Origin of the sequence: Streptomyces sp. V4I23, assembly GCF_030817975.1 — a bacterium.
GTDB lineage: Bacteria > Actinomycetota > Actinomycetes > Streptomycetales > Streptomycetaceae > Streptomyces.
Genome location: NZ_JAUSZW010000004.1, coordinates 3459611 through 3473316 on the forward strand (window position 1 = coordinate 3459611; position 13706 = coordinate 3473316).

Here is a 13706-nt window from a genome sequence, read left to right on the forward strand (position 1 = left end):
GGCCGGGCAGGAGCCTCTCCCGCCCGGCCACGCCGGGTCACCTCATGTCACCGCGTACGTCACGTCGTCGTACGACGCCGCCGTCCGCCGGGACGCCGTTCCGACGGGCGCGTCACGTGCTCGCCCGCCTCCACGGCAGCCGCCCGCCGCCGCGCGCCGAACTCCGCCAGCGCCTCGGCCAGCTTGTGCACCGACGGCTCGGGCGACAGGACGTCGACCCGCAGCCCGTGCTCCTCCGCGGTCTTCGCGGTCGCGGGGCCGATGCACGCGATGACGGTCACGTTGTGCGGCTTGCCCGCGATGCCGACGAGGTTCCGCACGGTCGACGACGACGTGAACAGCACCGCGTCGAAACCGCCGCCCTTGATCGCCTCGCGGGTCTCCGCCGGCGGCGGCGACGCACGCACCGTCCGGTAGGCGGTCACGTCGTCGACCTCCCACCCGAGTTCGATGAGGCCCGCGACCAGCGTCTCGGTCGCGATGTCGGCACGCGGCAGGAAGACGCGGTCGATCGGGTCGAAGACCGGGTCGTACGGCGGCCAGTCCTCCAGCAGCCCGGCCGCGGACTGCTCACCGCTCGGCACGAGGTCCGGCTTCACGCCGAAGTCCACCAGCGCGGCCGCCGTCTGCTCGCCGACCGCGGCGACCTTGATCCCGGCGAAGGCGCGGGCGTCGAGCCCGTACTCCTCGAACTTCTCCCGCACGGCCTTCACCGCGTTCACCGAGGTGAAGGCGATCCACTCGTAGCGTCCGGTCACGAGTCCCTTGACCGCGCGCTCCATCTGCTGCGGCGTACGCGGCGGTTCGACCGCGATCGTCGGGACCTCGTGCGGCACCGCGCCGTAGGAACGAAGCTGGTCGGAGAGCGAGGCCGCCTGCTCCTTGGTACGCGGCACGAGCACCTTCCAGCCGAACAGCGGCTTGGACTCGAACCACGCGAGCTGGTCGCGCTGGGCGGCGGCGCTGCGCTCACCGACCACGGCTATGACCGGCTGGTGCCCCTCGGGGGACGGCAGCACCTTCGCCTGCTTCAGCGTCTGCGCGATGGTGCCGAGCGTCGCGGTCCAGGTGCGCTGGCGCGTCGTCGTACCGGCGACGGTGACGGTCAGCGGGGTGTCGGGCTTGCGGCCCGCGGCGACCAGTTCACCGGCGGCGGCGGCGACCGTCTCCAGCGTCGTGGAGACGACAACCGTGCCGTCGCTCGCGCCGACCTCGGTCCAGCACCGGTCGGACGCGGTGCGGGCGTCGACGAAACGGACGTCGGTGCCCTGCTCGTCGCGGAGCGGGACACCGGCGTACGCGGGCACGCCGACGGCCGTCGCCACACCGGGCACGACCTCGAAGGGGATGCCGGCGGACGCGCACGCGAGCATCTCCCGGCCGGCGTCGGTGTCCATGCCCGGGTCGCCGGTCACCGCACGGACGACCCGCTTGCCGCCCCTCGCGGCCTCCATGACAAGATTGGCCGCATCCCTGAGGACCGGGATCCCGGCGGATGCTGACGCGTCGTCAACAACCGTCAGCTCAGGCGTGCTCACGCCTGCCCGCGCATGGCCGCGAACGACATCGAGGACAGCGGGCTCGGCGATCAGCACGTCCGCGTCGGCGAGCGCCTCGACGGCGCGCAGAGTCAGCAGACCGGGGTCGCCGGGACCGGCACCCAGGAAGGTGACGTGCCCGTGTGCCGCGAGGGCCGGAAGGTTCGAGGTGGTGGGGCTCAAAGTGCTCGCTCCCCCATAAGACCGGCCGCACCCTTGGCGAGCATCTCGGACGCGAGTTCGCGACCGAGCGCGATGGCGTCGCCGTGCGACGTGGGTACGGGACCGGTGGTGGACAGCTGCACCAGCGCGGAGCCGTCGGTCGTGCCGACGACCCCCCGCAGGCGCATTTCGGTGGCAACCTGGCCGTCGGCCAGCAGGTCGGCCAGCGCACCCACGGGTGCGGAGCAGCCGGCCTCCAGGGCGGCGAGCAGGGAACGCTCGGCGGTCACGGCGGCCCGCGTATGCGGGTCGTCGAGTTGCCCGAGCGCGGCGGCGAGGTCCGCGTCGGCCGCGGAGCACTCGATCGCCAGGGCCCCCTGGCCGGGGGCGGGCAGGACGAAGTCGACCGACAGGAAGTCGGTGACCTCGTCGATCCTGCCGATGCGGTGGAGTCCGGCAGCGGCGAGCACGACGGCGTCGAGCTCTCCGTTCCGTACGTATCCGATCCGGGTGTCGACGTTTCCGCGGATCGGCACGGTCTCGATGCGCAGCCCGTGGGAGCGGGCGTACGCGTTCAGCTGCGCCATGCGGCGCGGCGAACCGGTGCCGACGCGGGCGCCGTCCGGCAGTTCGTGGAAGGTCAGGCCGTCGCGGGCGACGAGCGCGTCGCGCGGGTCCTCCCGCTCGGGGATCGCGGCCAGTGTCAGACCCTCGTGCGGCGTGGTGGGCAGGTCCTTCAGCGAGTGGACGGCGAAGTCCACCTCGCCGCGGAGCAGCGCGTCCCGCAGGGCCGCGACGAACACGCCCGTGCCGCCGATCTGCGCCAGGTGCTCGCGGGAGACGTCCCCGTACGTCGTGATCTCGACGAGCTCGACGTCGCGGCCGGTCAGCCGGCGCACCGCCTCAGCCACATGCCCGGACTGGGCCATGGCGAGCTTGCTGCGCCTGGTCCCGAGCCTCAGTGCCCTCTCGGTCATACTCGCCCTCGGTTCTTGACGTCTGCGTCATTCAGGTCGGCCCGGCTGACGGAGGCGACCGTCTCCGGGTCGAGGTCGAAGAGGGTCCGCAGCGCGTCCGCGTACCCGGCGCCGCCGGGCTCGCTGGCGAGCTGCTTGACCCGCACGGTGGGCGCGTGCAGGAGCTTGTCCACCACGCGGCGCACGGTCTGGGTGATCTCGGCGCGCTGCTTCTCGTCGAGACCGGTGAGCCGGCCGTCGAGACGGGCCATCTCGCTGGAGACCACGTCGGCGGCCATGGTGCGCAGGGCGACCACGGTCGGGGTGATGTGGGCAGCGCGCTGGGCCGCGCCGAAGGCGGCGACCTCGTCGGAGACGATCGAGCGGACCTGGTCCACGTCGGCGGCCATGGGCACGTCGGCGGACGCCTCGGCGAGCGACTCGATGTCCACGAGCCGTACGCCGGCGAGGCGGTGGACGGCGGCGTCGATGTCCCGGGGCATGGCCAGGTCGAGCAGCGCGAGCCGGACGGGGCCGTTGCCGTCGGCGTGCGGCACGGTGGCCGTGCGGGCGGAGGCGGCGCGCGTGCGGGAGGCGTTGTCGACCCAGGCGCCGTGCTGCGCGAGGGAGTCGTCGAGCCCGACGGGGCACTCGGAGCCTGGGGCAACGTCCGCGCCGTCGAAGACCGCGTCCTCGCCGACGACCCGGCCGGCGGCGACCGGACCGGCCTGTCCCGTGCCGGCGCCCGCCTCGGGCGCGTCCGGAACCGTGCCGGGGACTGCCGGGACCACCTCGGGGCCGTCCAGGGGGAGTTCGGCCACGCGGCCGTCGCGGGCCGCCACCGCGGCCAGACGGGCGACCACGCTGCCCTCGGGGGCGCGCAGGTCCCTGCCCGGAGTGGCCTCCGGCACCACGTGCTGCGCGAGCGCCGTCGCGACCGCTTCGGCGGTCAGGACCAGACCCGTCGCGCCGGTGCAGGAGACGGCCACGTCGGCACGTGTCAGTTCGTCGGCGACGGACCCCATCGGCACCGCGTGGGCGCGCACGCCGCCCGACTCGGAGAGGACCGCGGCCAGCCGCTCCGCCCGCTCCGTCGTCCGGTTGGCGATGACCAGTTCGCGTACGCCCAGGCGCGCCAGCGTCGTCGCGGCGAGCGACGACATCGAGCCGGCGCCGATCACCAGGGCACGCTTGTCCGCGGCCCACGCCTCGACGGACTCGCCCGCGGCGAGCTGTTCGAGACCGAAGGTGACGAGCGACTGCCCGGCCCGGTCGATCCCGGTCTCGCTGTGGGCGCGCTTGCCGACGCGCAGCGCCTGCTGGAACAGGTCGTTGATCAGCCGTCCCGCGGTGTGCAGCTCCTGCCCGCGTGCGAGGGCGTCCTTGATCTGGCCGAGGATCTGGCCCTCGCCGACGACCATGGAGTCCAGGCCGCAGGCCACCGAGAAGAGATGGTGGACGGCCCGGTCCTCGTAGTGCACGTACAGATAGGGAGTGAGCTCCTCGAGCCCGACCCCGCTGTGCCGGGCGAGCAGCGTGGACAGCTCGGCGACACCGGCGTGGAACTTGTCCACGTCCGCGTACAGCTCGATGCGGTTGCAGGTGGCGAGGACCGTCGCCTCCGTGGCGGGCTCCGCCGCGAGGGTGTCGTGCAGCAGCTTGACCTGCGCATCGAGGGACAGCGAGGCACGCTCCAGCACGCTCACGGGAGCGCTGCGGTGGCTCAGGCCGACGACGAGGAGACTCATACCGGCATCACGGCGGGCATGTCCCCGTCGGGTCCCTTCCGGCCCGTGGCCTCGGCCTCCTCGCCGGCCTTCCGCTGCTCGTGGAAGGCGAGGATCTGCAGCTCGATCGAGAGGTCGACCTTGCGCACGTCGACACCGTCCGGCACGGACAGCACGGTGGGGGCGAAGTTGAGGATGGAGCTGACGCCGGCCGCGATCAGGCGGTCGCACACCTGCTGGGCGGCGCCGGCGGGCGTCGAGATGACGCCGATCGAGACCCCGTTGTCCCGGATGATCTTCTCGAGCTCGTCCGTGTGCTGGACGGGGATGCCGGCGACGGGCTTGCCGGCCATGGTCGGGTCGGCGTCGATCAGCGCGGCGACCCGGAAACCGCGGGACGCGAAGCCGCCGTAGTTGGCGAGGGCGGCGCCGAGGTTACCGATACCGACGATGACGACCGGCCAGTCCTGCGTCAGACCGAGCTCGCGGGAGATCTGGTAGACGAGGTACTCGACGTCGTATCCGACACCGCGGGTCCCGTACGAGCCGAGGTACGAGAAGTCCTTGCGCAGCTTCGCGGAGTTGACGCCCGCGGCGGCGGCCAGCTCCTCGGAGGAGACCGTCGGCACGGACCGCTCCGAGAGCGCCGTCAGGGCGCGCAGGTACAGCGGAAGCCGGGCGACGGTGGCCTCGGGGATTCCTCGGCTACGGGTCGCCGGTCGGTGATTTCGGCCAGTTGCCACGGTGCTCCTGCGGGATGAGCGAGGCTGCAGGCGGCCGTGTGTCCCAAGACCGCCCCGTCGAATGCAGGCTATGTCTTTGTGAACGCGTGCACAAAGATTGTGTCCGCTTTGTCCGTGCAAAGTGACCGGGGTCACGCAATCCGGTGGCCGGATCCTGGAACCGCGGACCACCCCGGTCCGTTGAGGCGCCAAAGGGGGCAAAGCCGTACACACTCCTTACGATCTACGCCCCCGAGACCGCCTGGCTCCGCCCACTCTGCCCTGTCACGGTCCTGCCCCGAAAGAGGCGTGCACGGCGGAGGAATCCAAGCAAAACGACCATGATGGTACCCGCCTTCCGGGGCGTCAGCTCCCGAGCGCGCGGCGCAGCCGGTCGGGGTCCACACGCCAGAAGGTGTGCTGCTCCCCGTCCACCAGGACGACGGGGATCTGCTCCCAGTAGGCGCGGTGCAGTTCGGTGTCTTGGTTGATGTCCTTCTCCTCCCAGGAGGCGCCGGTCTCGGCGCAGACCGTCTGGACCACGGCCCGCGCGTCGTCGCACAGATGGCATCCGGGCTTGCCGATGAGCGTCACCACGCGCTCCTCGGACTTGTTCTTCGTACGCCGCAGCACAGGACTCATGAGCCCATTCTCGCCCCGCCGACCGCCGACCCGTTTAACACCGCGGTCGCAGAGTGTTCACGTCGTCGCATCCCGGTGAGTCGGGAACTCCCCGGCAGACTGGCTATGCTCACGTCATGGCCGCTCTGGGATGGCTCACCCCGCGTAGGCGCTCCGCCACCGCTCGCAGCGTGCTGGCGGGCGAAGCCGCAGCCGAGGCAGCGCGCAAGTCCTCGCAGACCATCGAGGCACTCGAAGCCCTCGAGGAAGGACCCGGCGCCCCCGAACCGGAGTTCCCGGTCGCCGGCGACGTCCACGCCGCCGCGTTCTTCGACCTCGACAACACCGTGATGCAGGGCGCGGCGATCTTCCACTTCGGCCGCGGGCTGTACAAACGGAAGTTCTTCCAGCGCCGCGACCTGGCGCGGTTCGCCTGGCAGCAGACGTGGTTCCGGCTGGCCGGCGTCGAGGACCCGGACCACATGCAGGACGTCCGCGAGTCGGCCCTGTCCATCGTCAAGGGCCACCGGGTCTCGGAGCTGATGAGCATCGGCGAGGAGATCTACGACGAGTACATGGCGGACCGCATCTGGCCGGGGACCCGGGCGCTGGCCCAGGCGCACCTGGACGCGGGCCAGAAGGTCTGGCTGGTGACGGCCGCGCCGGTCGAGACGGCGACGATCATCGCCCGCCGGCTGGGGCTGACCGGCGCGCTCGGGACGGTCGCCGAGTCGGTCGACGGCGTGTACACGGGCAAACTGGTCGGCGAACCGCTGCACGGCCCGGCGAAGGCGGAGGCGGTACGGGCGCTGGCGGCGGCGGAGGGCCTGGACCTGGCCCGCTGCGCGGCGTACAGCGACAGCCACAACGACATCCCCATGCTGTCGCTGGTCGGCCACCCGTACGCGATCAACCCGGACACGAAGCTGAGGAAGCACGCACGCGAACGCGACTGGCGCCTGCGGGACTACCGGACGGGCCGCAAGGCGGCGAAGGTCGGCATCCCGGCGGCAGCGGGCGTGGGAGCCCTGGCGGGCGGCACGGCAGCAGCAGTGGCCCTCCATCGCCGCCGCCGCTGACACGCCGCGAGGCCGCTTCCAGCCCCGCCGACGCTTGAGGCGCGGGGTCCGGGGCAGCGCCCCGCAGGACCGCCGCACACACCAGGCCGACCGGACCGCGCCACCGGCCACAGGCCACATGCGGCCGCCGGGGGCGCCTCCAGCCCCGCCGACGCTTGAGGCGCGGGGTCCGGGGCAGCGCCCCGCAGGACCGCCGCACACACCAGGCCGGCCCGACCGGCTGCCGCGAGCAGCTGAGGCGCGGGGCCCAGGGGCAGCGCCCCCGGAGCCCCCACGCGCGCCCCCGCGTGTCGGCGCGCATTCCGCGGTTCTTACCCCTCCACACCCCCGGCCAGTCCCATTTCCCCGACGCGACCACAAGTCACTCCGCGATCAGACAGATCACGAAGTAATTCGATCAACAACCGCTCACAATGTGCCACGTGATCAGTCGTCAACTCATAAGAGAAGCGACGGAAACGGCGATTTGAGCAACTCGGTGTAGCGCTGCCTGTACGAAGCGTTATTCTCCTCAGACGCATGACGGACCCCACCTGTCATCACGACGGGTGAACGGTCCCGCACTGCACGTGATGGAAGCTCTGCCTCTGGGAGTCCCGTGTACCCACACGTCGGGGTTGACGCCTCGGGCCTGGCTACGCTGCGCGCAGCGGTCCTCGACCACCTGCGCGGCTTTGTCCCCACCGCGTACGCCGTCCCCGCACTCGCCACGTCCGGCCTCGCCGTCAGCGGCCCGGCCGCCCCCTGCTATGCCCTGGCCGACGGCATTCCGAACGGCATGCAGAAGGGATCGGCCCGCAGCGCCGTCGATGACGGGCGACGCCAGGACGACGGGCGCACGGCCGTCGGCAGACGGGGCGGACGCGGCGGCTCCGGCGCGGCCACCGCCCGCCGGCCCACCGCCGACAGCGACAGCGCCCGCATGATGGAGCTCGTCGAGCGCGCCCAGGCGGGTGAGGCCGAGGCCTTCGGGCGGCTCTACGACCAGTACAGCGACACCGTCTACCGGTACATCTACTACCGCGTGGGGGGCAAGGCGACCGCCGAGGACCTGACCAGCGAGACGTTCCTCAGGGCGCTGCGCAGGATCTCCACCTTCACCTGGCAGGGGCGCGACTTCGGCGCCTGGCTCGTGACGATCGCCCGCAACCTCGTCGCCGACCACTTCAAGTCGAGCCGCTTCCGCCTGGAGGTGACCACCGGCGAGATGCTCGACGCGAACGAGGTCGAGCGCAGCCCGGAGGACTCGGTCCTGGAGTCCCTGTCGAACGCCGCACTGCTCGAAGCCGTACGCAAGCTCAACCCCCAGCAGCAGGAGTGCGTCACCCTCCGCTTCCTGCAGGGCCTGTCCGTCGCCGAGACCGCCAGGGCCATGGGCAAGAACGAGGGCGCGATCAAGACCCTGCAGTACCGGGCCGTCCGCACCCTCGCCCGGCTGCTCCCCGACGACGCACGCTGAACCCGCGCTCGTACCCCTACGACCCTGCACCCAACTCACCGTCGGTGACGCCTCGATGACGCACTGGTCCGATCATCTTTCGCGCGTAACCCAAGTGCCGCGCCGCTCGTTGTGCGGAATGCAGACTCCCTGTGGACACGCCATGCCCGCAGACACTCACTCTTTCGTGTGGATGTGCTCAAGGCGTGCAACCCTCCAGACGCCCAGGGGAGTCGATCGTCATGACGAGAGGAGGTGCCGCCAGTGATCGCGAACGTATCGGCGCACCGGCGGGCGAACGCCTTCGCCCAGGCCTTGGAAGACCAGGCGGCCGATCAGCAGGCGGAGTCGGTCGAATCGACCGAGCAGGAAAGGCTGTTGAGTCTGGCTCACGGTCTCGGCGAGCTGCCGAAGCCGGAGCTGGACCCCGAGGTCAAGGTGGTGCAGCGGGCCCAGCTCGTGGCCGCCATGGAAGCGATGCTTCAACAAGGCACGGCGCAGGGAGGTCCATCCGCGGGCCCTACGGTGCCGGAGCAGCGGACCCACGGCCGTGGTGCCCACCGGGCCTCCCGGCTCCGGAAATTGCGACCGCGCTCCCGCTGGTCGAAAGGGCTCGCGGCCGGCGGCCTGACCGTCGGTGTGGCCGCGGGCGCCTTCAGCGGGGTGGCCGCTGCCAGTTCCGACGCCCTGCCCGGTGACTCGCTGTACGGGCTGAAGCGCGGCATGGAGGACCTCAAGCGCGGCATGGCGGACGACGAATCCGACCGCGGCGAGCTCTACCTCGACCAGGCGTCCACGCGCCTGAGCGAGGCCCGCCGCCTGATGGAGCGGGGCCGCTCCGGTCACCTGGACCACGAATCGCTCGGCGAGGTCCGCCGCACGCTCACCGGCATGCGGCACGACGTCAGCGAGGGCCACCGACTGCTCGGCGCCGCCTACGAGCGCGACGGCTCGCTCGGTCCGATCGCCACGCTCAACTCCTTCTCCCGCTCCCACCGGGACGTGTGGGACGGACTGCGCGACCGGCTTCCCGCCCAGCTCACCGACGTCGGCGAAGAGGTCAGTTCGGCGTTCGACGCCATAGACCAACAGGTCGGCCCGCTGGAGTCGCTGCTGCCGCGCGCACCCGAGGCCGACGACCGCGGCTCGCAGGGCGTGGACGTTCCCGGGGACGACGGGCGCACCACGGACGCGGGCAGCAGCACACCGTCCGCGCCCGACGCGGGCGGCGGTCACACGGGCGAGGACAGCAGCCCCCGTCCGTCCGGCTCCAGCTCCGCCGCCGACGACGGGCTGCTCGGCGGAAACACCGGCGGCCTGTTCGACCCGCCGGCGCAGGACGCCGACCCGTCCGCGTCCGGCAAGCACTCGGAGTCGACTGCTCCGGACGTCACCATCCCGCCCCTGCTGCCGGGGATCCTCCCGGGCCTCGGCATCGACAGCGACGACGAATAGGACCGACGTCCAGGACACGTGTGAGGGGCGTCCCCGGCCGGGGACGCCCCTCACACGTGCACGGGCTCGGAAATCGGAAGAGGACGGCTCAGAAGAAGACGGAGCGGCGCTGCACCAGCAGCTTGTAGAGCGTGTGCTGGATCTGCTCGCGCACCTGGTCCGTCAGGTTGAACATCAGCATCGGGTCCTCGGCCGCCTCCGGCGGATACCCGTCCGTCGCGATCGGCTCGCCGAACTGGATCGTCCACTTCGTCGGCAGCGGCACCACCCCCAGCGGCCCCAGCCACGGGAAGGTCGGGGTGATCGGGAAGTACGGGAAGCCCAGCAGCCGCGCCAGCGTCTTGGCGTTGCCGATCATGGGGTAGATCTCCTCCGCGCCGACGATCGAGCACGGCACGATCGGCACGCCCGCCCGCAGCGCCGTCGACACGAAGCCGCCGCGCCCGAACCTCTGGAGCTTGTACCGCTCGCTGAACGGCTTTCCGATGCCCTTGAAGCCCTCCGGCATCACCCCGACGACCTCGCCGCCCTGGAGCAGCCGCTCCGCGTCCTCCGCGCACGCGAGCGTGTGCCCGGCCTTGCGCGCCAGCTCGTTCACCACCGGCAGCATGAACACCAGGTCGGCGGCGAGCAGCCGCAGGTGGCGTCCGGCCGGGTGGTTGTCGTGGACGGCGACCTGCAGCATCAGCCCGTCCAGTGGCAGCGTCCCCGAGTGGTTGGCCACCACCAGGGCGCCGCCGTCCGACGGGATGTTCTCGATGCCCTTCACCTCGACACGGAAGTACTTGTCGGCCAGCGGCCGCAGCAGCGACATCAGCACGTGGTCCGTCAGCTCGGCGTCGTATCCGAACTCGTCGACCTCGTAGTCACCGGTCAGCCGCCGGCGCAGGAACGCCAGTCCGCCCGCGATCCGGCGGTCCCAGTCCCCCCGACCCGCCGGCGCCGGCTCCCCGGCGGCCGTGTCGCGGGCTGCCGCCACGACGCCCCGGTCCGGCAGCGGGCTCACGGCGGCGTCCCGCCCGGTCGCCTCCGACGCCGCCGTCTCCCGCACCACCGGGTCCGGCGCCTCGCGCACCACGGAATCGCCCGCCGCGGCCGGGTCGGCCATGCGGCGCGCGGACCCGCCGGGGCGCCGCCGCGCCGGTCGCTGCGCACCACCGCGCGAACGGTCGTCGTCGAACGGAATGACCTTGGCGTCCGCCATCGTTGGCTGCGCTCCTTATCCGGGCCCCTCGGGGCTCATCCGGCGCTGTGCGTCGTCTCGCCGCGCGTCGTCTCACCGGTCGTCGTCTCCACGGCGGGGCCCGCCCCCCGGCCGACGGGCAGCGCCGCCGCGACCCGGTCCACGGCCCTGGCCACGGACTCGGGCGGCAGCAGCCCGGGAGCCCGGCTGCGTGCGAAGTCCGCGAACGTCTCGGCGGTCGTGAACCGCGGACGGAACCCCAGTGTCTCGCGCATCTGGACCGTGCTGACCACGCGGCCGTGGGTGAGCAGCCGGATCTGCTCCGGCGAGAAGTCCGTGATGCCGACCGTGCGCAGCGCGGAGCCGACCCAGGTGACGGCGGGCAGCGGCACCGGCATGGTCGGCCGCCCCAGCCGCCGGGAGCACTGGGACAGAGTCAGCACACCATCGCCCGCGATGTTGAACGTGCCGCTGTTCAGCGTCCCGCGGCGCGGTTCGTGCAGCGCGATCCGCAGCACGTCGATGACGTCGTCCTCGTGGACGAACTGCAGACGCGGGTCGTAGCCGAAGGCGGTCGGCATGACCGGCAGGGAGAAGAACTCGGCGAGCGGCGAGTCGGCGCACGGGCCGAGGATGTTCGCGAACCGCAGGACGCACACGGCCACGTCCGGGCGTCGCCGGGCGAACCCGCGCACGTACCCCTCGACCTCCACGGCGTCCTTCGCGAAGCCGCCGCTCGGCAGCGACTTGGGCGGGGTGGTCTCCGTGAAGACGGCGGGGTCGCGCGGAGCCGAGCCGTACACGCTCGTACTGGACTTGACCACCAGCCGCTTGACCGTCGGCGACTTCTGGCAGGCGCCCAGCAGTTGCATGGTGCCGATGACGTTGGTCTCCTTGACGGCCGTGCGGCCGCCGGCACCCAGCGGCGTACCCGTCACGTCCATGTGCACGACCGTGTCGACGGCGTGCTCGGCCAGGACGCGGGCGATGGCCGACTGGCGGATGTCGGCGCGGACGAATTCGGCCCCGCCCAGATGATGTCCGGGCCCCACCGCGTCGACGCCGATCACGCGGTCCACCTCGGGATCGCGCTGAATGCGCCGCACGAGACGGCCGCCCAGCTGCCGGGCCACACCGGTGACGAGCACGACCTTGCCCAAGATCAGCGCCTTCCCCTAGGTCCAGGTCCTGGCGTCACCGTAGCGCGTCGGTGTTGCGCTGTGATGACCGCACGGCGCACTTTTGCCACGTGCTTCCTTCTCCCGCCCCCACTTCTCGTCCACACGGGCCCCACAACGCACCTCGGCCCCTCCACCAGGCTGGTGGAAGGGCCGAGAAAACACGTACAGCTGTCGCCTACTTCTTGTTGCGACGCTGAACGCGGGTGCGCTTGAGCAGCTTGCGGTGCTTCTTCTTCGCCATCCGCTTGCGCCGCTTCTTGATAACAGAGCCCACGACTACCCTCGCTCACTTCTCTTCACTCGGTGCGGGGCGTCTGGGCCCACACGACCTACGTCGGCCTAGCCTACCCGCCAGAGCGCCGAGCTTGTAATCCGAGGGCGACCGTCCTGTTTCCCGTTACGCGGATTCCACCCCCACGAAGGATTCGCGGAGATACTCGTGCACCGCTTGCTCCGGTACCCGGAAGGACCTCCCCACCCGGATCGCCGGCAGATGACCACTGTGCACCAAGCGGTACACGGTCATCTTCGACACCCGCATCACCGAGGCAACTTCCGCCACGGTAAGGAACTTGACCTCGTTCAGAGGCCTCTCGCTGCCAGCAGCCATGACCCACCTGTACCTTCCGCACCCGACGCGCACCGGCTTCCCCTCCGGTGACTCTTCGTCGCTGTGCGCTCACTGCCCAGACTAGGGGCGGGTGGTGCGAGTGGGGAAGAGGAGCTGCAATCGGCCGCCTACTGTGACAGACACGCTCGATTGAGTACATAGCGCGTCAGAGGACGGTAGTACTCCGGCCGAACGGCGTCATCAAGCGGAACCGCGACCGACACCCGCCCCTCCGCCTCGCCGACGAACAGCGCGGGATCGTCCGTGTCCGCGAGGCCCATGGCCTCGATCCCCAGCTGACCTGCCCCGCAGACCCAGCCGTGGTCTCCGACGACGAGCTCGGGCAGAGGCCCGCCCGCGTCCGCGGCGGCCTGGAGCGCGACCCTGACCGGCAGAGGGGAATGGCTGTGCGCGCCCGCCTCGCGCGCTCCCTCCTCGTACAGCGAGGCCACCCCCCGTACGTAGACGAGCCGGTGCGTGCGTACGCCGAACCGGGTCGTTATGTCGACACATCGCCCCTGCGCAGGGGTGAGGACGGAACACCCCGCCGCCGACACCGCGTCTGCCAGGTCTGCGTAGAACCCCAGCAACCGGTGCGGATGCCCCGTGCCGAACAGCACGGGAGCCCGCCTCCGCGCCACATCCCCCAACCGCCCGGCGAACGCGTCCAGTGCACACAGCGTCAGCTCCGGGTCGATGACGTCGCCTCCGGCCACGCACGCCGGATCGGCGGACACCCCGCATCTCCTGGACATCAGCGCGATCAGGTCCCGCTCGCTCCACGACCACCGTGGAGCGAGCCCCAGGGTCACCCGGGGGTCCCGCGCGGCGAACGCGCGATAACTGCGCAGGGCGGCCTCACGCGAGGTCGCCACGCCCCCCGCCAACCCCGACGCCAGCAGATGCGCCCGCAGCTGTACCCGCAGCGTTCCGGTGCTCAACACCCTTCCGATGCTGACGCACCGGACCCTGCGGCAGGTCCGAAACGCGTGTGCTCCGCACAGTTGGCGTAACCGCCCCTGCAGTGCCCGCCG

The 13706-nt window shown here is 71.6% G+C and carries 13 protein-coding genes; 3 read left to right on the forward strand and 10 right to left on the reverse strand.

Annotation, left to right across the window (positions count from 1 at the left end):
* Positions 1 to 59 precede the first annotated feature (59 nt).
* The 5 genes from QFZ82_RS17870 to QFZ82_RS17890 all read right to left on the reverse strand — a co-directional run bounded on the left by QFZ82_RS17870 (position 60) and on the right by QFZ82_RS17890 (position 5747).
* Positions 60 to 1721: a uroporphyrinogen-III synthase gene (locus QFZ82_RS17870; RefSeq protein ID WP_307714124.1), complete on the reverse strand. Its 1662-nt coding sequence runs from the start codon at positions 1719 to 1721 to the stop codon at positions 60 to 62.
* Positions 1718 to 2677 (reverse strand): hydroxymethylbilane synthase, encoded by a 960-nt coding sequence (gene hemC, locus QFZ82_RS17875; protein ID WP_307714125.1) that lies wholly within the window; start codon positions 2675 to 2677, stop codon positions 1718 to 1720. The genes QFZ82_RS17870 and hemC overlap by 4 nt, the downstream gene beginning before the upstream one ends.
* Positions 2674 to 4404: a glutamyl-tRNA reductase gene (locus QFZ82_RS17880; RefSeq protein WP_307714127.1), complete on the reverse strand. Its 1731-nt coding sequence runs from the start codon at positions 4402 to 4404 to the stop codon at positions 2674 to 2676. Before QFZ82_RS17880 ends, hemC begins: the two co-directional genes overlap by 4 nt.
* Positions 4401 to 5126 carry a redox-sensing transcriptional repressor Rex gene (locus QFZ82_RS17885; RefSeq protein ID WP_177148455.1) on the reverse strand — a complete coding sequence of 242 codons (726 nt, stop codon included), beginning with the start codon at positions 5124 to 5126 and terminating at the stop codon, positions 4401 to 4403. Before QFZ82_RS17885 ends, QFZ82_RS17880 begins: the two co-directional genes overlap by 4 nt.
* Before the next feature lie 345 nt (positions 5127 to 5471).
* On the reverse strand, positions 5472 to 5747 hold the full coding sequence (locus QFZ82_RS17890) for a glutaredoxin family protein (RefSeq protein ID WP_307714128.1): 276 nt from the start codon (positions 5745 to 5747) through the stop codon (positions 5472 to 5474).
* A gap of 116 nt (positions 5748 to 5863) precedes the next feature.
* Here QFZ82_RS17890 and QFZ82_RS17895 point away from each other — a divergent pair, with 116 nt between their 5' ends.
* The 3 genes from QFZ82_RS17895 to QFZ82_RS17905 all read left to right on the forward strand — a co-directional run bounded on the left by QFZ82_RS17895 (position 5864) and on the right by QFZ82_RS17905 (position 9698).
* Positions 5864 to 6805, forward strand: coding sequence for an HAD family phosphatase (locus tag QFZ82_RS17895; protein ID WP_307714129.1), 942 nt, complete (start codon positions 5864 to 5866; stop codon positions 6803 to 6805).
* Positions 6806 to 7403: 598 nt separating this feature from the next.
* Positions 7404 to 8264, forward strand: coding sequence for an ECF subfamily RNA polymerase sigma factor, BldN family (locus QFZ82_RS17900; RefSeq protein ID WP_307714130.1), 861 nt, complete (start codon positions 7404 to 7406; stop codon positions 8262 to 8264).
* 243 nt (positions 8265 to 8507) lie between these two features.
* Positions 8508 to 9698, forward strand: a complete 1191-nt coding sequence (locus QFZ82_RS17905; RefSeq protein WP_307714131.1) for a DUF5667 domain-containing protein — start codon at positions 8508 to 8510, stop codon at positions 9696 to 9698.
* Between the two features lie 88 nt (positions 9699 to 9786).
* Here QFZ82_RS17905 and QFZ82_RS17910 read toward each other — a convergent pair whose 3' ends face one another.
* The 5 genes from QFZ82_RS17910 to QFZ82_RS17930 form a co-directional block, all read right to left on the reverse strand.
* On the reverse strand, positions 9787 to 10902 hold the full coding sequence (locus QFZ82_RS17910; protein WP_307714132.1) for a 1-acyl-sn-glycerol-3-phosphate acyltransferase: 1116 nt from the start codon (positions 10900 to 10902) through the stop codon (positions 9787 to 9789).
* Between the two features lie 35 nt (positions 10903 to 10937).
* A complete protein-coding gene (locus tag QFZ82_RS17915; RefSeq protein ID WP_307714133.1) occupies positions 10938 to 12041 on the reverse strand; it encodes an NAD-dependent epimerase/dehydratase family protein in 1104 nt (367 codons plus the stop codon).
* 196 nt (positions 12042 to 12237) lie between these two features.
* Positions 12238 to 12336 (reverse strand): 30S ribosomal protein bS22, encoded by a 99-nt coding sequence (locus tag QFZ82_RS17920; RefSeq protein ID WP_003948845.1) that lies wholly within the window; start codon positions 12334 to 12336, stop codon positions 12238 to 12240.
* 123 nt (positions 12337 to 12459) lie between these two features.
* Positions 12460 to 12672 carry a helix-turn-helix domain-containing protein gene (locus QFZ82_RS17925; protein WP_014046653.1) on the reverse strand — a complete coding sequence of 71 codons (213 nt, stop codon included), beginning with the start codon at positions 12670 to 12672 and terminating at the stop codon, positions 12460 to 12462.
* A 128-nt stretch (positions 12673 to 12800) separates the two neighbouring features.
* Entirely contained in the window at positions 12801 to 13616 is an 816-nt protein-coding gene (locus QFZ82_RS17930) for a phosphatase (RefSeq protein ID WP_307714135.1), read from the reverse strand.
* Positions 13617 to 13706 lie beyond the last annotated feature (90 nt).

Excerpts from the sequence above, each read along its gene's own strand:
- hemC (WP_307714125.1), bottom strand. The coding sequence starts at position 2,677 with ATGACCGAGAGGGCACTGAGGCTCGGGACCAGGCGCAGCAAGCTCGCC.
- QFZ82_RS17890 (WP_307714128.1), bottom strand. The coding sequence starts at position 5,747 with ATGAGTCCTGTGCTGCGGCGTACGAAGAACAAGTCCGAGGAGCGCGTG.
- QFZ82_RS17925 (WP_014046653.1), bottom strand. The coding sequence starts at position 12,672 with ATGGCTGCTGGCAGCGAGAGGCCTCTGAACGAGGTCAAGTTCCTTACC.
- QFZ82_RS17910 (WP_307714132.1), bottom strand. The coding sequence starts at position 10,902 with ATGGCGGACGCCAAGGTCATTCCGTTCGACGACGACCGTTCGCGCGGT.
- QFZ82_RS17880 (WP_307714127.1), bottom strand. The coding sequence starts at position 4,404 with ATGAGTCTCCTCGTCGTCGGCCTGAGCCACCGCAGCGCTCCCGTGAGC.
- QFZ82_RS17895 (WP_307714129.1), top strand. The coding sequence starts at position 5,864 with ATGGCCGCTCTGGGATGGCTCACCCCGCGTAGGCGCTCCGCCACCGCT.